General features: G+C 54.5%; 21 protein-coding genes. 11 read left to right on the plus strand and 10 right to left on the minus strand.

Features of this window, described 5'->3' with window-relative positions:
* Positions 1-110: 110 nt before the first annotated feature.
* The 9 genes from MTP40_RS12940 to MTP40_RS12980 form a co-directional block, all read right to left on the minus strand.
* A complete protein-coding gene (locus MTP40_RS12940; RefSeq protein WP_097777008.1) occupies positions 111-1,796 on the minus strand; it encodes a phospho-sugar mutase in 1,686 nt (561 codons plus the stop codon).
* Positions 1,797-1,867: 71 nt separating this feature from the next.
* On the minus strand, positions 1,868-4,033 hold the full coding sequence (locus MTP40_RS12945; RefSeq protein ID WP_249259505.1) for an alpha-galactosidase: 2,166 nt from the start codon (positions 4,031-4,033) through the stop codon (positions 1,868-1,870).
* Positions 4,030-4,710 (minus strand): YesL family protein, encoded by a 681-nt coding sequence (locus tag MTP40_RS12950; RefSeq protein ID WP_249259506.1) that lies wholly within the window; start codon positions 4,708-4,710, stop codon positions 4,030-4,032. The genes MTP40_RS12945 and MTP40_RS12950 overlap by 4 nt, the downstream gene beginning before the upstream one ends.
* Before the next feature lie 31 nt (positions 4,711-4,741).
* Positions 4,742-5,932, minus strand: a complete 1,191-nt coding sequence (locus MTP40_RS12955; protein ID WP_249259507.1) for a glycoside hydrolase family 130 protein — start codon at positions 5,930-5,932, stop codon at positions 4,742-4,744.
* Positions 5,919-7,100, minus strand: coding sequence for an AGE family epimerase/isomerase (locus tag MTP40_RS12960; RefSeq protein ID WP_005922715.1), 1,182 nt, complete (start codon positions 7,098-7,100; stop codon positions 5,919-5,921). The genes MTP40_RS12955 and MTP40_RS12960 overlap by 14 nt, the downstream gene beginning before the upstream one ends.
* A 140-nt stretch (positions 7,101-7,240) precedes the next feature.
* Positions 7,241-8,260 carry a glycoside hydrolase family 130 protein gene (locus MTP40_RS12965; protein ID WP_005922713.1) on the minus strand — a complete coding sequence of 340 codons (1,020 nt, stop codon included), beginning with the start codon at positions 8,258-8,260 and terminating at the stop codon, positions 7,241-7,243.
* Between the two features lie 252 nt (positions 8,261-8,512).
* Complete coding sequence (locus tag MTP40_RS12970; protein ID WP_005922709.1) at positions 8,513-9,358, minus strand: carbohydrate ABC transporter permease; 846 nt, start codon at positions 9,356-9,358, stop codon at positions 8,513-8,515.
* Positions 9,359-9,374: 16 nt separating this feature from the next.
* The gene (locus tag MTP40_RS12975; protein WP_005922707.1) at positions 9,375-10,322 is read right to left on the minus strand and encodes a carbohydrate ABC transporter permease; all 948 of its coding nucleotides are present in this window, start codon (positions 10,320-10,322) and stop codon (positions 9,375-9,377) included.
* Between the two features lie 71 nt (positions 10,323-10,393).
* Positions 10,394-11,806, minus strand: coding sequence for an ABC transporter substrate-binding protein (locus MTP40_RS12980; RefSeq protein ID WP_249259508.1), 1,413 nt, complete (start codon positions 11,804-11,806; stop codon positions 10,394-10,396).
* A 410-nt stretch (positions 11,807-12,216) separates the two neighbouring features.
* Here MTP40_RS12980 and MTP40_RS12985 point away from each other — a divergent pair, with 410 nt between their 5' ends.
* The gene (locus MTP40_RS12985) at positions 12,217-13,203 is read left to right on the plus strand and encodes a LacI family DNA-binding transcriptional regulator (protein ID WP_097777015.1); all 987 of its coding nucleotides are present in this window, start codon (positions 12,217-12,219) and stop codon (positions 13,201-13,203) included.
* A 161-nt stretch (positions 13,204-13,364) separates the two neighbouring features.
* On the opposite strand, the gene MTP40_RS12990 is transcribed toward MTP40_RS12985, so the two are convergent.
* Positions 13,365-14,477: an SGNH/GDSL hydrolase family protein gene (locus MTP40_RS12990; protein ID WP_097777016.1), complete on the minus strand. Its 1,113-nt coding sequence runs from the start codon at positions 14,475-14,477 to the stop codon at positions 13,365-13,367.
* Positions 14,478-14,750: 273 nt separating this feature from the next.
* Here MTP40_RS12990 and MTP40_RS12995 point away from each other — a divergent pair, with 273 nt between their 5' ends.
* From MTP40_RS12995 to MTP40_RS13040, 10 genes are all read left to right on the plus strand, one after another.
* The gene (locus tag MTP40_RS12995; protein ID WP_249259509.1) at positions 14,751-15,680 is read left to right on the plus strand and encodes a glycoside hydrolase family 113; all 930 of its coding nucleotides are present in this window, start codon (positions 14,751-14,753) and stop codon (positions 15,678-15,680) included.
* Positions 15,677-16,759, plus strand: a complete 1,083-nt coding sequence (locus tag MTP40_RS13000; protein WP_249259510.1) for an SGNH/GDSL hydrolase family protein — start codon at positions 15,677-15,679, stop codon at positions 16,757-16,759. Before MTP40_RS12995 ends, MTP40_RS13000 begins: the two co-directional genes overlap by 4 nt.
* 193 nt (positions 16,760-16,952) lie before the next feature.
* Positions 16,953-18,527 carry a recombinase family protein gene (locus tag MTP40_RS13005; RefSeq protein WP_249259511.1) on the plus strand — a complete coding sequence of 525 codons (1,575 nt, stop codon included), beginning with the start codon at positions 16,953-16,955 and terminating at the stop codon, positions 18,525-18,527.
* A 341-nt stretch (positions 18,528-18,868) separates the two neighbouring features.
* Complete coding sequence (locus tag MTP40_RS13010; RefSeq protein WP_117505945.1) at positions 18,869-19,450, plus strand: helix-turn-helix domain-containing protein; 582 nt, start codon at positions 18,869-18,871, stop codon at positions 19,448-19,450.
* Between the two features lie 43 nt (positions 19,451-19,493).
* Complete coding sequence (locus tag MTP40_RS13015; protein ID WP_117477165.1) at positions 19,494-19,703, plus strand: AtpZ/AtpI family protein; 210 nt, start codon at positions 19,494-19,496, stop codon at positions 19,701-19,703.
* 193 nt (positions 19,704-19,896) lie between these two features.
* Positions 19,897-20,142 carry a hypothetical protein gene (locus MTP40_RS13020; RefSeq protein WP_154277454.1) on the plus strand — a complete coding sequence of 82 codons (246 nt, stop codon included), beginning with the start codon at positions 19,897-19,899 and terminating at the stop codon, positions 20,140-20,142.
* Between the two features lie 148 nt (positions 20,143-20,290).
* Entirely contained in the window at positions 20,291-20,773 is a 483-nt protein-coding gene (locus tag MTP40_RS13025) for a GNAT family N-acetyltransferase (protein ID WP_005935263.1), read from the plus strand.
* Positions 20,774-21,015: 242 nt separating this feature from the next.
* Positions 21,016-21,618 (plus strand): Type 1 glutamine amidotransferase-like domain-containing protein, encoded by a 603-nt coding sequence (locus MTP40_RS13030; RefSeq protein WP_055271744.1) that lies wholly within the window; start codon positions 21,016-21,018, stop codon positions 21,616-21,618.
* A 332-nt stretch (positions 21,619-21,950) separates the two neighbouring features.
* Positions 21,951-22,121 carry a hypothetical protein gene (locus MTP40_RS13035; RefSeq protein ID WP_181966877.1) on the plus strand — a complete coding sequence of 57 codons (171 nt, stop codon included), beginning with the start codon at positions 21,951-21,953 and terminating at the stop codon, positions 22,119-22,121.
* A gap of 25 nt (positions 22,122-22,146) precedes the next feature.
* The gene (locus tag MTP40_RS13040) at positions 22,147-22,590 is read left to right on the plus strand and encodes a GNAT family N-acetyltransferase (RefSeq protein WP_207684669.1); all 444 of its coding nucleotides are present in this window, start codon (positions 22,147-22,149) and stop codon (positions 22,588-22,590) included.
* Positions 22,591-22,674 lie beyond the last annotated feature (84 nt).

Here is a 22,674-nt window from a genome sequence, read left to right on the forward strand (position 1 = left end):
CTAAAATTGCACATAAAATGACACCTTTTCCGAAAAAAGGGTGCAAAAAAGCTGCCCCGTCCATTTTTATGGCAGGAACGAGGCAGCCGTTTGTAGAAATATTTGAGAATTTATGCCTTCAGCAGCTCGGCAGCGGCGTCACCCAGCTTCGCATTGATGGCATCTGCTTCGGCTTCCGTAGGAGCAACGGCGGACAGATACACCTTGATCTTCGGCTCAGTGCCGGAAGGACGAACCATCAGCTTTGCCTTTCCACCCAGACGGAACTCCAAGACATTTGCCTTCGGCAGGCCGGTGCCCTCGGCGTTGTAGTCCAGCACGCTTTCCACGGCGATTCCGGCAATGCTCTGCGGCGGGGTCTCGCGCAGCTGTTTCATGATGGCGTCCATGGTGTGCATTCCGCTTTCGCCCTCAAAGGCGAAGCTGTGCAGGGCATTGCGGTAGCAGCCAAACTCGGCGTACAGCTGGTTGATGGCATCCAGCAGGGTCATGCCCTGCTTTGCGTACCATGCGGCGGCTTCGCACACCAGCAGCGTGGCGTTGACGGCATCTTTGTCCCGGACGTGTGCGCCGGACAGGTAGCCGTAGCTCTCCTCAAAGCCGAAGATGTAGCGGTCGGCTTCTCCGGCGGCTTCCAGCAGGCCGATCTGCTCACCGATGAACTTGAAGCCGGTCAGGGTACGGCGCAGCTCCACGCCGTACTTCTCGGCCACCGGAGTTGCCATATCGGTGGACACGATGGTGGTCACAGCCACGGGGTGCTCCGGCAGGGTGCCCAGCGCCTTGCGGGTGCGGCAGATGTAGTCCAGCAGGATGATGCCCATCTCGTTGCCGGTAATGAGCCGGTAGCCGCCCTTTCCGTCCGGCACTGCCGTGCCGCAGCGGTCGCAGTCCGGGTCGGTGCCCAGCAAAAGGTCCGGGTGGACTTGATCGCACAGCTCCAGACCCTTCTGCATGGCCTCCCGAATTTCCGGGTTCGGGTAGGGGCAGGTGGGGAAGTTGCCGTCCGGCTTTTCCTGCTCCGGCACCACCGTCACATGGGTGACGCCCAGCTTTGCCAGCAGCTTTTTCACGCATTCCAGACCGGAGCCGTTCAGCGGAGTGTACACCAGCTTCAGGTCGGCGGTGCCTGCCCCATCGCCCACACGCTGGGCATAGACGGCATCCACAAAGTCGTCCAGACATTTCTCGCTGCTGTACTCGATCTTGCCCTCGGCAAGGGCGACATCAAAGTCCGCAGGCTGTACGGCAAAGCAGTCCACCGCTTCAATGGCGGCAAGAATTTTTGCTGCCACCTCAAGGGTGATCTGGCAGCCGTCTGCACCGTAGACCTTGTAGCCGTTGTACTTGGCAGGGTTGTGGCTGGCGGTGACGCAGACGCCCGCGCCGCAGCCGTAGTACCGCACCGCCCAGCTCAGCGCCGGAGTAGGTTCCAGACGGGGATAAATATAGGCCTTGATGCCGTTTGCCGCAAGGACAGCTGCGGTTTCGCGGGCAAACACATCGCTCTTGATACGGCTGTCGTAGCCGATGGCAACTTTCTTCGGCAAGTCGGAGGCATTCAGGTAGTTGGCAAGGCCTTGCGTAGCTTTGCGGATGTTGTAGACATTCATCCGGTTGGTGCCAGCACCGATGACGCCCCGCAGACCGCCGGTGCCGAATTCCAGCTCCCGGTAGAACCGGTCGGTGATGGCATCCTCGTCGCCTGCGATTGCTTTCAGCTCTTCGGCAAGGTCGGCGGGCATTTCCGGCTGTGCCAGCCATTTTTCATAAGCCGATTTAATTTCTTCTGTCATGAAGGTTTTCTCCTCTCGTCAGCATCCTCGCCCATCTCCTGCTCCCTGCTATGCCAGAGAGGGCGAAGCAGTTAAACTTTCTTCAGATACCAGATTTTTGCGGGCGTCTGGCCCCAGCCGCCGGGCAGTTCCAGACCGGTGGTCAGCAGCTGGACGCCGCTGTAGGTGTTTGCGTCTTCGTCGGTGTACTGTGCTGCCGGGTCCAGCCCTTCCAGCATAAGGCGGGGGCGGCTGTTGGCGCTTGCCACGCCGTGGCTGCCGGTCAGGGCATCGCCCACGGCGAAGACGGCGGCTTCGCTGCCGTCCTTTGCGGTTATCATCCACGCAGCACCCAGGCCGTTGGGTTCCGGGTCCACCAGACGGTGCAGGTCGCCGCCGCGCAGCAATGCACCGTGCTGGCGATACCACGCCACATAGGGGCGGAGCTCGGCCAGTTCTTCCTCGCTGTATTTCGTCAGATCCAGCTCAAAGCCGAAGGTGCCAGTAAGTGCTGCCGCCATCCGTGCTTCCACCGTGGAGATGTGGCCGGTGCAGTGGTTGGGCACGGTGGAAAAGTGCGCCCCCATCACGCAGCCGGGGTAGAACAGGCTGGTGCCGTACTGGACGACCAGACGGGAACGGGCATCGGTGTTGTCGCTGCACCAGATCTGCGGGCTGTAATAGAGCATTCCGCAGTCGAAGCGGGCACCGCCGCCTGCACAGTTTTCCAGCAGCAGGCCGGGGTACTTTTCGGTCAGGCGGCGCTGCAATTCGTACACACCCATCACATAGCGGTGGTACACTTCACCCTGCTGTTTTGCAGGCAGTTTGGCGTTGTAGACGTGTGCCAGCGAGCGGTTCATATCCCACTTGAGGTATTTCAGCGGGCAGCTCCTTAAAATTTCATCCAGTTGCTGCCAGATACCGTCCACCACTTCGGGGCGGCTGAAATCCAGCGTATACTGCTGGCGGATCTCCAGCGGCTCGCGCCCGGGGATGGTAAATGCCCAGTCGGGGTGTGTGCGATAGAGGTCTGAGTCCGGACTGATGGCTTCTGGCTCGACCCACAGTCCCATCTCCAGTCCCAGTAGATTGATTTTCTTGCACAGGCCGGGCAGATCGTCCGGCAGCTTGGCTTTGTCCGCTGCCCAGTCGCCCAAGCTGGACGAGGTATCGTTGCGTCCTTTGAACCAGCCATCGTCCAGCACGAACAGGTCGATGTCCGCCTTTTTGGAGGCAGCAGCCAGTTCCAGCAGCTTTTTCTCGTCGAAGTCAAAGTAGCAGGCTTCCCAGCTATTGATGAGCACCGGGCGGGGCGCGGTCATATCCTGCCAGCGGGGCGGCAGTAGCCGGGTGCGGATGGCGCCATGGAAACGGCGGCTCATCTCGCCTAGCCCCTTATCCGAATAGACCATCGCGGCTTCCGGTGCGGTAAAGCTCTCGCCGGGAGCCAGCGTCCAGTGGAAGTGGTAGGGATGGATGCCCATCACCAGCCGTTCCCCTGCGTCGGCACGCTCGGCTTCGATGAGGTAGTTGCCGCTGTACACAAAGGCAAATCCCCATGCGTCGCCGGTCGTTTCGGTGGTATCGGCATGGCAGAGGGCGACTGCCGGGTTGTGGGCGTGGCCGGGGATGCCCCGCATACTGCCAACGCTCTGGATGCCGCAGCGCAGCGCCGCACGTTCCGGGGTGCGCTCCGCTGCCCATGTACCGTTCAAGGTGATCAGTTCGAGAGCATCCGGCGCAAAGTCGAGAGTCAGAGAAGCCGCCTTGTTCAGGGTCAGCTCCTCGGACGAGGTGTTGGTATAAACTGCCGTGCGGGTGATGAAGTCCTCGGCTTCGTAGACGCTGTACCGCAGTTCCACGGCCAGACCGCACGCATCTTTCAGGAAAACGGAAAGCGTCTCCACACCCTTTCCATCCCGGAACATCGGCAGGTCGGGCAATTGGGGTTTGCCGATATGCACTTCAGCACGGTCGAACACGAACGCCGCCGCTTCCGTGCCGTCGGCGTATTCCGGGATGACGGCGGGAGTGCGGTTATCAGCGGTGCCGCAGCCGGAAAGCTCCTGCGGCAAAAGATCCGGCCAGCAGCCGGGGTCGCTGTGGGGCATCCGGGCATCCGCAAGGCTGGGCACATCCTCCGGCAGACGGGTGCCGTAATAAGTGTGCAGCACCATGCCATTAGGGGCAACTGCCAGCTGGTAGCTGGTGTGGGTGGTATGCAGGGTAAAGACGTTTTCGGTGCAGACGATCATTGGGTACTGTCCTCCGTGTCGGTTTCTTCTTCCGGTTCCTCTTCTTTGCGCCCGGCCTTTTCCAGTTGGGCAAAGGCGGGGCGCATCAGGCTTGCCATGCCAAGGGCAGAACCTGCGCCGCCGATGAGCAGCCACAGGGGCAGCAGATAGACGAACCACGCCGGGGCGGCCTTTGCCAGCAGGGGAAACCACGCCAGAAAGGCAAGATTTCCCACGGTGGGCAGCAGATTGGCAAGGGTCATGCGGCCGCTGTCTGCCAGTACCGGCAGAACGCCGGGATAGGTGAACCGTGCCAGCAGGGCAAAGCCCCAGCTGCCACAGCAGCCTGCCAGCACCAGCAGCAGAAAGGACGCTGCCGCCAGAATGCCATTGCCGGCGGTGTCCTGTGCGGTGGCGGTGCGCAGCCCGGTGAGGGCGGCAAAGCCTGCCAGCAAAAGCACCAGCCACAGGGCGGTGGATTGCTTAAAATCCCGCTTGAACGCCTTGAAAAAGTCCGTCCGCACGGTATAGTCCTCTTTGGCTGCCATCTTGTTCACCACCGTGAACAGCCCCAGCGTAGAGGCCCCGGCGGTGAGGATGGGCAGACAGCACACGAGCCACAGGACGTTGGCAAGCACGAGATCTCCGATCCTTCCCATGGTGCGGTAGAATGGACTGTCGATGTTGGCCTTTTTCATAACGTTTCCTTTCGGGGGAGCGGGGCGGGAATTACTCCCCGATGCTCCGGAGATATTCGAGATTTTTGTCGATCAGGTCGCAGCGCTGCTTCACGCAATCCACACTGCGCAGGGGGTCGGCAGGCGTGTTGAACGCAAAGTCCAGCAGCTTGTCGATGGTGGTAGAAGCCACATGCAGGCGGGTGTCACTGGCTGCATAATAAATATATACGCTACCGTCATCGTCCGCAATAGCACCGTTGGTGAACACGACGTTGGAAACGTCGCCCACCCGCTCCCAGTCACGGGGTGCGATGAGGAAGCCGGACGGCTCTGCGATCACCTTGCTGGGGTCATCCAGTGCGGTAACGAACACATAGATGACGTACCGCAGCCCGGCGGCGGTATTCCGCACGCCGTGGGCGATGTGCAGCCAGCCCTTTTCGGTCTTGATGGGGGTGGCACCCTCGCCGTTCTTTGCCTCGGTGATGGTATGGTAGCGGCGGGGGCTGGTGATGATTTCCTCGTCAATGACGGCGTGGGTGATGTCCTCGCACAGACCAAAGCCTACGCCGCCGCCGGAACCGGTGTCGATGAAGTCATCCATGGGGCGGGTGTAGAAGGCGTACTTGCCGTTGACAAACTCCGGCAGCAGATCCACATTGCGCTGCTGGGGGCTGCGCTTGGTGACAAGGTTCGGCAGACGCTCCCAAGTCTTGAGGTCTTTGGTGCGGACGATGCCCGCAGCAGCCACGGCAGCGGACAGGTCATTCACGCTGTTGTCCTTGCTCTCGGAGCAGAACACGCCGTAGATCCAGCCGTCCTCGTGCTGGGTCAGGCGCATATCGTAGACGTTGGTCTCCTCCGGGCAGGTGTCCGGCAGCAGGATGGGCTTTTCCCAGAAGTGGAAGCCCTCCACCGGGCTGTCACTTTCTGCCACGCCGAAGAAGCTCTTGCGGTCGTTGCCCTCGATGCGCGCCACAAGGTAATACTTGCCGTTCAGCTTGATGGCACCGGAGTTGAACACGGCGTTCACGCCCAGACGCTCCATAAAGTGGGGGTTCGTCTCCGGGTTCAGGTCGAACCGCCAGCTCAGCGGGATGGATTCGCGGGTCAGCACCGGGTTTTCCCACCGGTCGTAGATGCCGTTGTAGAAATCGGTCTTTTTGTTTTTGCGGGCCAGGTAGGCATCCTGCAAAGCCTTCTGGCGCAGGTATTCGGGGTGGAGTTTAGACTGTGACATCGGGGTTCCTCCTTATCAGTTCCATGCACATTCTGCCGTTGTGGTAGGGGCACTTCCACGGCTCAAGGATGGGCTTGCGGCTGGACGGTTTTCCGTCTGCGTCCACCTCCCAGAACCATTCACTGCCGGGGCGTTTGTCCACCATCACGTTGCAGATGTAGTGGTAAATATCGGCGGCGGCATCGCGGTATTTTGCATCGCCGCTCTTGTTGTATTCGTTCACGAAGCCCAGTACGCTTTCGGCCTGCACCCACCACACACGGGTGGTGTTCACCTTGCCCCGGTCGCACTCGTTGACCACCGAGTGGTCAATGTAAGCTTCCTTGTAGATGTGGGCGGCAAGGTCGGAGTTGATGGCGTGGATGCGCTTGGAAAGCGCTGCATCTCCCAGTAAATCGCAGCCCCAGTCGATGAGCCAGCTGGACTCGATATCGTGGCCATAGCTGTACAAATCGATGATAGAGTTGTAGTGCTGGTCAAAGAACACCAGCTGCCGGTGCAGCTCCGGGCTGTAAATCTTGTGCTCGTAGATATCAAGGATGCGGCGCAGAGCCTTTTCCACCTCCGGGTCACGGCTGGCCTGATAAAGCCCGGCGTAACCCTCGAACACATGGAGCAGGGTATTCATGGTCTTTGCCGCCATGACACCGTTTTCCGAGAGCTTTTCGTTGCTCTCCGGCTTCCAGTCGATGGTAAAGGCCTCCAGATAGCCCTCGCTGTCGGTGCAGTGCTGCTCGATGAGATGAAAGATCTTTTTTGCGTAGTCCAGCGCAACGGGGTCTTTGGTCAGCCGGTAGTAAGCGGAAAGGGCATAGATGGCAAAGCCCTGATTGTAGGTGTGCTTGGTGGTGTCCTGCGGCTTGCCGGTATAATCGCAGCTCCAGTACACACCGCCGTTTGCCTCATCGTAGCAGTTTTTCAGGAAGAACTGGTAGGCGTGGCGGGCATCCTCGGCAAGGTCTGCCCGGCCGGTCAGCATGGCAGCCTCGGAGAAGAACCACAGAATGCGGCTGTTCAGGATGCAGCCCTTTTCGGCTTTTTTATCCAGCTTCAGGTCAAAATCCATGTAGCCGTAAAAGCCGCCGTTTTCCTCGTCCCGCAGCCCTTTCCAGAAGGGAATGATGGTTTGCAGCAGCATTTCTTCTGCTGCCTGTTTGATGGAAGACATAATACAGAACTTCCTTTCTGTACAAAGTAAAACCCTCTCGGTCACGGCTTGCGCCGTGCCAGCGCCCGGTAGGGGACGTAAAATCTCTTTTTGCAGAGATGGCGATGCGAAGCATTGACAGAGAGGGTTGCGCTTGACGCTTAGCGGATGCCCACCTCGTGGTCGGTGGGGCCTGCGTTATCGTGGGTCTTGATGTAATCCACCACCTCGTCTACGGTGGTGAAGGCCAAACCGACATAGCTGTCGGCGCAGCCATAGTACAGAGCGATGCGGCCGGTGTCGGCATCCTGCAAGGTGGCGCAGGGGAAGCAGACGTTGGGCACGAAGCCACGCTCCTCATACCACTTTTCCGGGGTCAGCAGGAAGTTGCCGCAGCGGTACAGCACCTTGCTGGGCTCGTCCTTATCCAGAATGGCACCGCCGATGGAGTAGACGAAGCCATTGCAGGTGCCGGTAACGCCGTGGTAGAACAGCAGCCAGCCCTCGCTGGTCTCAATGGGGGCAGCACCGCCGCCGATCTTCACGCTCTCCCACCAGTTGGAGCCCTTGCTCATCACATGGCGGTGACGGCCCCAGAACTCCATATCCGGGCTCTGGCTCAGGAAGATGTCACCAAAGGGGGTATGGCCGCTGTCAGACGGGCGGCTCAGCAGGGTGTACATGCCGTTGATCTTGCGGGGGAACAGCACGGCGTTGCGGTTGAAGGGGATAAAGGGGTTCTCGATGCGGACAAAGGTCTTGAAGTCGGTGGTCTTGGCGATGCCGATGGACGCACCGTAGAAGTCCTGACACCAGATGATGTAGTAGGTGTCCTCCACCTTCACAAGACGGGGATCGTAGGCGTACACCGGCATAAACGGCTCGCCCTTTTCGTTGACGAAGGGGATCTTGTCCTTGTCAAAGTTCCAGTGGATGCCGTCCTCGCTGCGTCCCAGATAGATGTAGGGGATGCCATCGACCTGCTCGCCACGGAACACGCCGATGAACTTGCCCTCGTAGGGCACCACGGCACTGTTGAAGATGCGTGCCACCCCTTCCACAGGGTTGCGGTCGATGATGGGGTTCTCGCTGTACCGCCACACCGGGGCGGTAACGTCAGCGGGCTTTTCCTGCCAAGGGATGTTGGGCAGTGCGTCGCAGAACATTTTTACGTTGCTCATAAGATAAACTCCTGTAATAGAAGATTGTTTGTTTTCCTTCTGCTGTATTCTCCCGGCTCCTGCACAGAAACCGGGAGAAGCAGCAGATGATGAAGGAAAAATGTGGATGTCTTGAAAAGACTGTACTGGCCGAAAACGGCTTTCCTCTTGCGGTGCCCAGCGTCCACTTCGGCCCTTGGGCGGGCCTCGTGTCCTGCTGACCGCGGCGCCAAAAATTGCTCCCTGTTTCCGCCGCAGGCGGCGGTCGCAATTTTAGCCCTTCACAGCACCGGCAGCCATGCCGCTGTAGATCTGATCCTGACACAGCAGGAACACGATAAGGGCGGGGATGATGGTGATGATGACACCGGCGCAAATGTAGTTGTACTGGTTGCCCATGGGGCCGGAGAACACATACAGGGAGGTAGCAACCACCTGATACTTGGTCTTATCCTGCAGATACAGGTTTGCCATGTAGTATTCGTTGTAGGTGGACACACCCTTCAGGATGGCGCTGGTGACGATGGCGGGCTTCAGCAGGGGCAGCAGGATCTTGAAGAACACACCAAAGTAGGTGCAGCCATCCAGAATGGCGCTTTCGTCCAGCGTGGGGGAAAGGTTCTCGAAGAACTGCAAAAAGATATAGATGGTGATAACGTCCGTGCCCATCATCAGGATGATGTAGCCGGGCATGGAGTTTACCAGATGCAGAGCGGTCATGATCTGGTACACCGTGACCTGGGAGGCGATGCCGGGGATCAGGGTGGCAATGGTGAACAGGTTGCGGATCAGCTTGTTGCCGGGGAACTTGAACCGGTTCAGCACATAAGCCAGCATGGCGCTGATCATAATGCTGCCTACCAGCACGCAGATCAGGATAATAAAGCTGTTGAGGAACGCCTTACCCATGTTGGCCTTGTTCCATGCGATGATGAAGTTATCGAAGTTCAAAAAGTTCTTGGGCAGGGTGATGACGTTGGTGCTGGCATACTCTTCCTCCGTCTTAAAGGCGGTGAAGATACAGGACACGATGGGCACCAGTGCCACGAAAGCGGCAAAGATCAGCAGCACATACTTGCAGATATTGATGAGGATGCGCTTCATTTTGATTGCGTTCATACGTTCTGCCTCACTTTCACTTGGTTACGCCGCTGCTGCGGTTTTCCAGCCATTTTTCCACAGCCTTCTGGGCGTAGGTGACGATCACGATGAGCAGCAGCAGAACCACAGCCATGGCGGATGCAAGACCCACCTTCTGGTCGGTATGGGCGATCTTGTCCATGACCACGAAGTAGGTGGAGGTGTTGAAGCCGCCGCCGGTGACAACATAGGGCATCTCGAAGGCGGACAGTGCGCCGGACACTGAGATGATGAGGTTCAGCACCACGATGGTGCTGATGGAGGGCAGGATGATGTCCTTGAAGCGGTGCCATGCGTTGGCACCGTCGATCTCAGCAGCCTCGTACAGCACGGGGTCCACAGAAGCGATAGCACCGATGAACATGACGATGTTCTGGCCGATGTATTTCCAGATAGAGCAGGCCACCAGCACGACGTTGTTGATGGACTCATCCCGGAGCCAGAAGGGCAGCTTATCCACGTTGAAGCCCACCCAGCTCAGCAGGGTATCCAGCACAAAGCCGTGGGTGAAGAAGAACTTGAAGATGAAGCCCACCGAGATGCCGCAGATGAGGCAGGGAAAGTACAGTGCACCACGGAAGAACTTGCTGCCCTTGCACTTGAAGCTCAGGATGGTGGCAAACAGCAGCGCCAGCGCCATCTGCACCACCGAACCTACCATGTAGTAAAGGCTCAGGCTCAAAGCATGGAAGCAGTCTTTGCGGGTAAAGACCGAGATGTAGTTCTGCAGACCCACAAAGGTACGTCTGCCGATGTACTTCATTTTGAAGAAGCTGAACTCTACCATTTTGAAGAAGGGCAGATAGGTGAACATGAACAGCAGCACCAGCGGAACGAACAGGAACACCAGCGTGACGATGAGCTGCTGCCCGCGCATACTGTGAAAGTATTCGCTGAAGCTCTTGCGCTTTTTAGGCGCGGATACGGTTGCGGAAGATGCCATGTAAAAGACCTCCTTTCACCAAAAGCAGGGCGGACACGGGCCCGCCCTGCTGATTTATAACGATAGATCGCTTACTGCGGTGCGCAGGCATCCACAGCCGCGTCCCATGCAGCGTTCCAGTCGGCCACGATGTCGTCCAGAGTCTCGTCGCCGTTGATGCCAGCCTCCACCACACGCATGACGTGGGTCTGGTCGGCATTCAGCATCAGCTCAGCCTCCTGCTGCACCTCGGTGGCAAGGTCTGCCAGCTCTGCGGGAGCGGGAGCATCCTCGACCAGGTCGATGCCGTCGAATACCTTCAGGGTATCGGGGTATTCCTGGCTCTTCAGCACCGGCACACCGCCCTGATCATAAGCAAAGTTGGAGCTTTCGGTCAGCCACTTGATGTAGAGCATGGCAGCCAGCTTTTTGTCATCGGTGGTGTTCTTGTTCACACCGTAGCAGTAGTCTGCACCTGCGCTGGCGTATTGGGTACCCTTGACGGTGATGGGGAACGGCATATAGCCAATGTCGTCGGCGTGGTCACCGGCGGCCTGCATCTGCACGATGGCCCAGCTGCCCAGAACCATGGCACCGATCTGGCCGTTATTGATGCGGGGCTTGGAGCCCTCCCAGTCGGTGGTGGTGGGGTCGGCCTCGGTCAAGCCGCGCTTCACTGCTTCGTACAGGATGTAGTACACAGCGTAGGGACCCATATCGTCCGCACCCAGAATGCCCTTCTGGAACGGATCTTTGGTCTGGGGCATGGTAATGTTCATCCAGTTCGGGTCGCCGGTTGCGCCGCCGCTGGTGTAAGCATCCCATGCGGTCATGGTCCAGCCGGCGGCGTAGTTGGTGTACAGGGGATCAATGGAAGGATCGTAGTCCTTGATCTTCTGCAGGTCATCCAGGAACTCGTCCGGGGTCTTGGGCAGGGTGGTGATGCCGGCAGCCTCAAAAACCTTCTTGTTGTAGATGATGCCCTGTGCATTGCCGGTGGAGGGGATGCCGTACACGCTGCCGTTATAAGCGCGGTTGGAAGCGAAGTTGTACTCGTTCTCAATGTCGCTCAGTGCGCACAGAGGCTCAAAGTAGTCGCCCAACTCGGTCAGGGGGATGTTGGTGGGGATCATGCACAAATCACCCCAGTCGTTGGAAGTCAGACGGGTGGTCATGTCGTTGGCATAGTCGGTGATGCCCTCGTACTTGATGGTGATGTTGGGATACAGCTTCTGGAATGCGGCAACGTAGCCGTCAAAGGTGCCGTCCTCGATGAGGTCGGTGCGGTGGCTGACGAACTTCAGATCGGCCTTCAGGTCGGTGTTGTCGGTGCCAACGGTCAGCTCATTGTAAGCCTTTGCACCGTCTGCGCTGGCAGCGGAACCGGCGGTGCTGCCGGTGGAGCCGGCGGTAGAAGTGCTGCTGCCGCCGCAGGCGGCAAGAGCGGAGGCTGCGGCCAACACACCAGTGACCTTCAGGAAATTGCGGCGATTGATCTTACGCATAGGGATGTCCTCCTTCTTTTTGTGGAACCCTTTTCCGTTTTGCGAAAGCTAAATTTAGCTTTGATTAGCTAACTGTTATCCTTCGCTTTCTGTGGTTTAAGTATATTCCTTTTGAGATTCACTGTCAATATTACCAAAAAGATTCGGTGTTTTGGTGGCAATTCGGCAATTTTCTTGTGAAAACTGACCTGTAAATCCGGGATACATCACGGATTTTGAACTTAAAATAATAATTTAATTAACTTTTTACAATAAAATTAACTTAAAGATCGCTTAGCCTAAGGCTGATTTTGCACTTTTTAACTGGCTTTTCATTGACGAAACGACTAAAAACTGCTATGCTAACCATAAAGTTAACCGGAACGTTATTTACCTCATTCTAAAATGAAAGAAGAAAGCTGGTCAGGAACATGGCAAAAGCAGTACGCATGGCCGATATCGCGCAGCGGCTGGGCATCAGCACCGTGTCCGTCTCCAAGGGTCTGGCAGGCAAAGAAGGCGTCAGCGCCGAGATGCGGGCAAAGATCCTTGCCGTTGCCGAGGAGATGGGCTATCAGCCCCCTGCCCGGGCGCATACACAGCCCGGCGGCGAGAGCATCGGTATTCTGGTGGCAGATCGTTTTTTCAACGAGAACGCCTTTTATTCCAATCTGTACCGGGCGGTGCTTAAATGCGCCGCCGAGCAGGACATCTCGGTGCTGATGGAGATCGTTCTGCCGCAGGCAGAAAAAAGCTGCAATATGCCCTCCTTCCTTGTAAACCGCAAGGTGGACGGCCTCATCTTTATGGGCGAGATCAGCCGCCGCTACCTTGCCACAGCGGTGCAGACGGGCGTGCCCTTTATGCTGCTGGATTTTTACGATGATGCCATTGCCGCCGACTGCGTGCTCAGCGATAACACCAGCGGCAGCTATATGATGACCGAGCATCTCATCTCCACCGGGCGGCGGAACATCGGTTTTGTGGGCAGTGTGCTGTCCACCAGCTCCATCATGGACCGCTATCTGGGTTATGTCAAAGCCCTGCTCCGCGCCGGGCTGCCCATCCGGGACGACTGGCGGCTGGAGGATCGGGACGACCGAGGGCTCTTTATTCCGTTCACCCTGCCTCACGAGATGCCGGAAGCCTTTGTCTGCAACTGCGACGAGGTGGCCTACAATCTGGTGGAGACCCTCAAGCGCAACGGCTACCGTGTGCCGCAGGATGTGGCAGTGACCGGCTACGATGACTACCGCTATTCCACCATCTGCAGCCCCCAGCTGACCAGCTACCGGGTGGACTTGGACGGCATGGCAAAAACGGTGGTGGCGCAGCTGCGCCGCAAAATGGCGCATAAGCCTGCCGTTGCCCCCACCGTCATCGTGCCCGGCGGCTTTGTAAGAAGAGAATCTACCTGATAAAAAAGGGGTTGCTGCACAAACCTTCGTGCAGCAACCCTTTTACTATGGTACTATTTTGAATGGCCGCCGCTTTGCTCTGGCCATCTTCAGTGGAAAATATAGTTTGTATTTTGGGATACCGGAGCGTCTGCGGACGCTCCGGTATCCCGTTTTCACTTTTAGAGGATCGTTTTCAAAAAGGCAGTCAGAACCTTTGCCGCCTGCCGGTGGCTTTCTGCGCCGGGGTGCTGCCGGGCACCTACCGTTTCCGGTGTGGTGTTGGGCAGCTCCAGCAGATAAACAGAGTTGTCTCCGGTAATGGCTTTGTACTGCTCCGCGCCCTGTCGCAGCACCGGCAGCAGCTCACTGCCCAGCATCCCGATGCACCACACCAGCTTTGCCCCGGGGTTCTTTGCCCGGAGCAGGGTCAGAAAATGCTGCACACCGTTTGCCACCTTTTGGGCGTCCGCAGGATGGAAGTCTCCGTTGGAGAGCCGCCGCAGCTGGTGGGGCTTGCCGGTGGCAGGGTCTGTCCATGGCGGGTTATCGAATGCGCCGGTGTCGTTGGTGCCTAGATTGACGATGACGGCATCCGGCTGCCATGCGGCAAAATCGTTTTCCTGCTGTGCACCAAGGGCGGCGTTACGCTGTCCCATGGCTACGCCGCACACCCGGGTGTAGTAGGGCGGCAGGATGTGGCGCACGTCGTTGTCCCATCCAGACACGATGCCCCAGCCGCTTTGCGAGATGCAGCGGTATTCGGCACCCAGCGCATCGGCAGTCAGGCGACCGTAGTGGTTTTCTGCCGAGAAAAAGGCTCCCACCCAGTCCTCCTCCGGTTTGGCTCCGATGGCACCCTCTCCGCTGGTGATGCTGTCCCCCACAAATTCCAGCCGATAAACCGGCTCCGGCAGGGGCAGAAATTCGCCGTCTGCATATTCCAGCCCGGTGATCTGCAGCAGGTGCGCCGGGTCATCGTGCATGGCCTGCACATCCTTCAGCAGCCGGACGTGCTTCGCCTTGCCCGGCGTCATGCCCCGGAACAGGCACACCCGGCTTTTGCCGGGGTTCACGGCAAACCGTGCCACCCATGCGCCATTCAGTTCCACGCTGACCCACGGCTCTACCACTTCATAATCGGCGAAAAGATCCACCCACAGCTCACTGCCGGTAAATTCCAGTTCTATGCCGCTGGCTGTCCAGAACAGGGTCAGCGGGTCACGCCCGGTGTGCCGCCCCAGTGCCCGCACCTGCGGCAGTTGGGTCAGCGCTGCGGTTGTAAGTTGCTCCATTTTCCGTTCCCTCCCGTTGGTTTTGCCCGAAGCATAGCAGATTCCACCCAAAATCGCAAGCTAAATCTGTAAGCTAAATAAAACCTAAAATTTAGTTTAGCCTTTGCACCTCCCGGTGTAGGGGCTTTTTTCGGGTCAGGTTGACCAGTGCTTTGCCCCTCTCCTTGTGCCATACGCTGAAAATGAAGCAGCATATTGACCGAATTGCCAAAACTGCACTATACTTATTGTGCAATCTGACGTTGATTTTTGAAAAAAGACGAGGAAAATGTCATGGAGCACGAACACAACTTTTACGGGGTGAACTTTGCACCCTTTCCCCACAGAGGCGTGTTGAGCAGCGAGAACGCCCACCGCAGTATGGCAACTATGGTGGAAGCTACCGCCGCCAACTGGGTCATTCTGTCGCCCTCTGGAATACAATCTGACCCTTATAGTGAGGAAATCAACTGGAACACTAATGCCACCCCCACAGACGAGGAGCTATGCGGTGCCATCCGCTTTGCCAAGCAGTTGGGCTTGCAGGTGGCGTTGAAGCCTACCGTCAACTGCGCCAACGGCGTGTGGCGGGCGCGCATCAGCTTTTTTGACCACGATGTGCCCTGCGAGACCCAGTGGGGCAGATGGTTTGCCAGCTACACCGCCTTCCAGACCCACTACGCTGCTCTTGCCGAAGCCGAAGGCTGTGGGCTGTTCCTGACCGGCTGCGAAATGACCATGACCGAGCACAGGGAAGCAGAGTGGCGCGCCCTCATTGCCGCCGTGCGCCAGCAGTACCACGGCCCGGTGAGCTATAACTGCGATAAATACGGCGAGGACCATGTAAATTGGTGGGATGCCGTGGATTGCATCGCCTCCAGCGGCTACTACCCCCTGAAGGACTGGGAAAACCAGCTGGACCGTATCGAGGCGGTGAGCCAAAAATACAAAAAGCCCGTCCTCTTCAGCGAGGCAGGCTGTATGAATATCACCGGCTCTTCTGCCGTGCCCAACAACTGGGAGCTGAAGGGAACACGGAATGATCTGGAGCAGGCAGATTGGTATGAGGCAATGTTTTCCGCCTGCGCCAAGCGTCCGTGGGTCATGGGCTTTGGCGTGTGGGACTGGCCTGCCGACACCAGAGCAGTCAGTGCCTACGCCGTGTCCGGCCGTCCGGCGGCAAAAATTATCCATAGCGCATATCAGGGAGGAGTTTTAGAATGAATACGTCCAATTTTGCTCGCTTGAAAGAACTGTTCCGCCGTGCCGCGGCAGGGCAGGAACTGACCATCGGCTTTCTGGGAGGTTCCATCACCCAGGGCAGCCTTTCCACCCAGCCCGGCAATGCCTACGCTTTCCGGGTGTATCAGTGGTTCGTGGATACCTTTCCGCAGTCGAAGTTCCACTACGTCAACGGCGGCATCGGCGGCACCAGCTCCCACTATGGCGTTGCCCGTGCCGTGACCGATGTGCTGATGTACCAGCCGGATTTCGTAGTGGTGGATTTCAGCGTCAACGATCTGGAAGTTCCCTTCCGGCAGGAGACTTACGAGGGTGTTGTCCGCAAGTTGCTTGCATGGCCCTCCCACCCGGCGGTGGTACTGTTGAATAACGTATACTACGATACCGGAGCCACCGCACAGGACGAGCACAACGCCGTGGGCGACCACTACGGCGTGCCACATGTCAGCATCCGGGACAGCATTTACAATGATCTGCGTGCCGGTAAGTATGCCAGCCGCACCCTGCTCAGCCCTGATGGACTGCACCCAAACGATTACGGTCACGGTCTGGTGGCGGGGGAGATCATCAAGCTGCTGGAGGCGGTCAACGCCCACCGGGAAGAACCGGAGCAGGAGCCTGCCTTCCCGGCACCGCTCACCGCCAACGCCTACGAAAACGCCCGGCGGCTGACCATCCGGGAACTCTCCCCCAAGTTGGAGGGCTTCCGGGCAGACCCGGAGGAAAAGCTGGGGCATCTGGACCACTGGAAAAACGGCTGGGTGGGCCAGAAGCCCGGCGACAAAATCACCTTTGAAGTGGATGCCTCCTGCATTGCAGTGCAGTACCGCAAGACCATCCGCCGCCCGGCGCTGCGGGCGCAGCTGGTTCTGGACGGCGACGCCGCCTACCCTGTTCTGCTGGACGGTAACTTTGACGAGGACTGGGGCGACTGCCTGTATTTGCAGCCTATCCTGCACCACGGGGAACATAGAACACACACCGTGGAGTTGACGATTCTGCCGACCGACACGCCCGATGCGACTGAGTTTTATCTGATGGCACTGATCGTTACGGGGTGATGGTGGTGGTTATCACCGTGATAACCACCACTATTCATATGTATCGACCTAAAAGCCTCTCTGGATATAGTGTCTCACTTTTTCATCTAAAATGTATTGCAAATTCTTATAGAATATGGTATATACATTATACGAAACAATGTTTTGAATGAACGCACTGCCGTTCTATGATGTGTAAAGTGAGGTGCCTGCCATGACCGCCGTAATTTACGCCCGCTATTCCAGCGACAACCAGCGTGAAGAATCCATCGAAGGCCAGATTCGTGAGTGCACGGCCTATGCAGAGAAGAACGGCATCACAGTCATCAAGCACTATATTGACCGTGCACTCTCTGCCAAAACGGACAATCGTCCGGAGTTCCAGCAGATGATTAAAGACAGCGAGAAACGGCTGTTTGACATTGTGCTGGTCTGGAAACTTGACCGCTTTGCCCGAAACCGTTATGATTCGGCACACTATGAGTACCAGTTGGAGCGAAACCATGTCAAGCTGGTGTCGGCTACTGAACCAATTTCGGAAGGCCCAGCAGGTATTATGGTCAAGAGTATGCTCACCGGCATGGCTGAATACTATTCCGCAGAGCTTTCTGAAAAAGTCGTGCGCGGCATGACCGAGAATGTTCTGAAGGGCAAGTACAACGGCGGCACGATTCCCATTGGCTATACGGTAGACGAGGAAAAGTTCTTCCAGATCGATCCTTTGAAAGCCCCCTTTGTGGTAGAAGCCTTTCAGCGGTACAACGATGGCGCGACCATGAAAGAACTGATGAACTGGCTGAACGACAGCGGCGTGACCACCAACCGCAACCAGAAGTTTACCTATAACAGTATTCAGACCTTGCTGACAAACCGCCGTTATATCGGCGAGAACCGTTTTAAGGACATTGTGATGCCGGACAGCATCCCGGTTATCATTGAGAAAGAACTGTTCGATAGTGTGCAGGATAAAATCGCCAAAAACCGCCGCGCTCCGGCTCGGCACAAAGCGGAGGACGATTATTTGCTGACGACCAAGCTGTTCTGTGGAATGTGTGGCGCGATGATGTTCGGCGAGTGCGGAACGAGTCGAAATAAGAACGTCCACCATTATTATAAATGTGCTAATGCCAAGCGCACCAAGACCTGCAAGAAAAAGACCGTCCGCAAAGAGTGGCTGGAAGATCTGGTAGTCTGCGAAACCATGAAGATGATTCATGACGATGACTGCATCCAGTCTATCGTGGATGCGGTGATGATTCTTCAAGAACAGGAGAACACGGTGCTGCCCCTGCTGGAAAAGCAGATGAAGGATATAGAGAACGGCATCGAGAATCTGTTAAATGCGATTCAGGCAGGTGTACTGACCAGCTCGACCAAAGGACGCTTGGAAAAGTTGGAGGCTCAGCAGAAAGAGTTGGAAATTCGCATCGCGGAAGAAAAGCTGGCGAAACCGAAAGTCAGCGCAGATTTTGTGAAATTTTGGCTCACCAACTTTCGCAAGCTCGACCCGAACGTGAAAAGCCACCGGGAAACGCTTATCAACACGTTCGTGAACGCTGTTTATCTCTATGATGAAAAAGTTTTGATTACATTCAACTACAAAGACGGCACAAAAACCATCACTTTCGATGAAATCGCCGCCAAAGATGCCCCAGAGGGCAATGGTTCGGATTTGGGTTGCTTCGCTCCACCAAACAGTTCGTACTCGAACCCGATTCTTTATGAGAAAGGGTTCGGGTACGTTTTTTGTTTATCGGAGGTTCTGCGGAAGGACTACTCGGAACGGTAAACGAGCAAAGGCAGGGTATCATCGTGGTGATGGTATCCTGCCTTTTGTTTTGCGGGATCAAGGTCGCTTTGTGCGAACTTGATCGTCCCCCTATATGGCGCGTTTGGGGGTAATCGCTGTGTACGTCCGTACATGGCCGGTACGCACGTACGCAGAAAAAAGGGAAAGTTCTGACATATAGGGGTGTTCTTTCAGCTGGTAGTATGGTATACTCGGCTCAACAAATCGGAAGTTAACGGTATGTAAAAGACCTTTGACACACGGAAAACACAGATGTCAATGTCCTTTGATTGCGAAAATACAATCTTTTGATTAGTATGAGTATGCAAGGAGGTGAAGAGATGGAACTCGGAAAGCAAATAAAAAAATATCGCCAAGAGTTACAACTGTCTCAAGAGGAGTTAGCCGATCATGTTTATGTTTCAAGGCAAACAATCTCAAATTGGGAAAATGACAAAAGCTATCCAGATGTAACCAGCTTGGTATTACTGAGTGAAATCTTTCAAATCTCACTTGATAAACTAATCAAAGGAGATATTGATACTATGAAAGAAGTAATCAAACAAGAGGAAATCAAAAAACTCAATCACTATGGCGCAATCTATACGGTTTTTCTCGTTATTGCTGTTATTTCGGCAGCTCCGTTATTTTACATTGGTAATAAATGGGCATTGATCCTTTGGTGTGTCATTGCTTTAGCTGCCATGTATTTTGCAGCAAAGGTTGAACGAATAAAAAAGGACAATGATGTTCAAACATATAAAGAAATCGTAGCATTTTGTGAAGGTAAAAGGCTGGATGAAATCCAGAGCGCCAGAGAATACGGCAAACGTCCTTATCAAAAGGTTTTATGGTTTATCGGAAGTGCTGCAGTAGGAGCAATCGTTAGTTATGTATTGAGTCTTTTGCTGCAATCATTTTGATAACGACACTCAATAAATCTTATAATTTGGAAAGGAATGTATAATGAAAAATAAAAAAGATGATAAGCCTCACTATTTACCGACTTTTATGAGCATAGGAATTTCTATCGGTGCGGCTATTGGTGTAGTAACCAACAATATTCCACTCTATATGCTTGTCGGTTTAGCGCTTGGTGTAGGCATAGGGTCTGCTCTCGATGGTCAAAATCGAAATAGGGAAAGTGATGAATCTCAAAAGGATAACGAAGAATAATCAACCAACTAAATTCCCGTTTGTCGTAACCTCAGAAGCAGGGTTTGGGGCAGGTACGCCCCAACAAGAACACTTCAAAAACGCGGGAGCGTCGCAGAAGTGCAGTCCCGGAAGGGCACAACATTTTCAAGAATTGAGAATTTGTGGCCACGGGACGATTCTTGCCCTCACGTTTTTGGGAAAAGGAGTTTTTATGGATATCGAAGTCAAACGAATGTCCCCTACTGCTGTTGAAATGCTTGACCAACTCAGTGCAGTCTGCAAACGGTTCGGCGTCGATTACTATGCAGCCTCCCAGAATCAGCGTGATCTGCTGGACAGCATTGCCCTGCAGGAATACCAACTGAAAAAAGCACACGAACAAGGGCTGAAGCGTTCCGAAGTGCCGCCGTTTCTTGGTTTGAAGCGCTCTGACCGCAGCAATGATATGCCCGCCTGAAGGTTCGACTGCCGTTGACAATGCTCCACTCGTGAAAAAGAACCATCGACTTCGGTCGGTGGTTCTTTTTGTTTTGCTGGCGCTTTGCGGGATGGCGTGGTATACTCAGCTTGGTTCAACAACTCGGGATTTAGCGAGGTAAAGATATATGCTTCATTTAGAAAAAGTAAATGGTAATAATGTCTGGGATATCCTGAAACTGACGGTATCGGAATCGCAGAAGAACTTCGTTGCCACCAATGAGATCAGCATCATTGAAGCGTATACTGCAATTACGGGAAACGGTCATGCATTCCCGTTTGGTATATATGATGAGGATAAGCCTGTAGGCTTCCTGATGATTGGTTTTGATGTTGATGATTATTGGACGGATGCACCTGAAATTGCAAAGGGAAACTATAATCTGTGGCGTCTTATGATCGATAAGGCATATCAAAACAGAGGGTACGGGAAAGAAGCGGTCAGCCTTGCATTAGAGTTCATAAAATCTATGCCTTGTGGAGAAGCGGAATACTGTTGGCTATCATATGAACCCGATAATGCAGTTGCCCGTCAGATGTATCGCTCTTTCGGTTTCGAAGAAACCGGTGAAATGGACGGCGAAGAACTGATTGCTGTTCTGAGACTGTAATTAACAACTTCCAGTTTTCCGTACTCGTTCCTGGCAGGGTTTGGTTCAGGCACGCCCCAACAAGAGCACTTCGGAAATTCGCAGGAGCTTGAGAAGTGAAGTCCCGGAAGGCCCCTGTTCCACCCGGGGACAAGAACCATCGACTTCGGTCGGTGGTTCTTTTTGTTTTGCTGGCGCTTTGCGGGATGGTGTGGTATACTCAGCTTGGTTCAACAAATCGGAATTTATAAAGGAGAATATTGATGAAACTATTTTTATGTTCGCACTTTTCAAGTGTAGGAAGTCTGATAAAGGAAGAAATTGAAAATAAGAAAGTCGCATTTATTCCAACAGCTTCACTGCGTGAAGGCTACACCGGTTATGTCGGCTCGGCTCGAAAATTATTCAAAAAGTTGGGAGCAATCGTAACTGAAATTGATATTTCAACGGAGGCTTATTCAACGATACAGTCTGTTTTTGAAGAAGCAGATGTGATATATTTTACCGGCGGAAATTCTTTCTTTCTTATGGACCAGCTCCGTAAAACGGGAACTGATGGACTGCTGAAAAAGGAATTGGCAAATGGAAAATTGATGATCGGCGAGTCGGCAGGCGCAATTATATGCGCTCCAAGCATCCAATATATCGAGCAAATGGATGAAAAGCCAGAGGACTACTCACAAGAAGATGATGCAGGGCTTGATTTGATTGATTTTTATGTTCTTCCGCATTATCTTACAGCACCATTTAAGAAAGTTACCGAGAAAATAATGACTGAGTTTTCGGATTTGAATCTATGCCCAATTAACAACCGTCAGGGAATTGTAATTGATGGTGAAGGTTCAAAGGTTATTTGCAAAGACTAATTTGAAAATTCGCGTTTGCGAAGCAATGAAAGCCCCAGTGGGGCTTTTAAGTGACCGAACGGTCTGCGAGAGCAGATGGAGGGGCCTTGCCCCGACAAGTTCCAGTTTATCGTACTCGTTCCCGGCAGGGGTTTAGGGCAAGCACGCCCAACAAGAGCACTTCGGAAACTCGCAGGAGCTTGAGAAGTGAAGTTCCGGATGGACCATCCTCCACCCGGGGACAAGAACCATCGACTTCAATCGGTGGTTCTTTTTGTTTTGCTGGCGCTCTGCGGGATGGTGTGGTATACTCGGCTTAGTTCAACAACTCGGAAGTTGTGGAGGAAACAAACATGGAAGATAATAAATCAACGAATGTCAAGAAAACGGTAAAATCGGGAATAACTTTTGGAAGTGCATTAGCTATGGTTATTAGTTATACAACGTGGAAGTCTGTCGGTTGGGCGATTTTTCATGGATTACTTAGTTGGGTGTATGTCATATATTTTCTTTTGCGTTACTAAATTCCAGTTTGACGGAGTAATGGATATGAAAATCCGAGAAGTGAATGAGAATAAAAAGCAGTTTATATCATTATTGTTATTAGCTGATGAACAGGAGAGCATGGTTGATCGGTATCTTGAAAAAGGTACTATGTATGTGCTTGAAGACAATGATGTAAAAGCTGAATGTGTTGTCACCGATGAAGGTAACGAAATACTTGAAATTAAGAATATCGCAGTCGATCCGGAAAATCAGGGAAAGGGCTATGGCAAAGCACTAATTGATTTTCTTGCCGGTAAATATGCAGATGAATATTCTGTTTTGCAAGTTGGAACAGGTGACAGTCCATTGACGATACCATTTTATGAAAAATGTGGATTTGTTCGTTCTCACAAGATTCCTAATTTCTTTACCGATAATTATGACCACCTAATTTATGAGGGCGGTGTACAACTAATAGATATGGTATATTTGCAAAGATGTTTATAACTTCCCGTTTACCGTACACGTTCCTGGCAGGGTTTGGGGTGGGACCGCGTTTGCGAAGCGCAGCGAAGCAATGAAAGCCCCAGT

Origin of the sequence: Faecalibacterium sp. IP-3-29, assembly GCF_023347335.1 — a bacterium.
Lineage (GTDB): Bacteria > Bacillota > Clostridia > Oscillospirales > Ruminococcaceae > Faecalibacterium > Faecalibacterium duncaniae.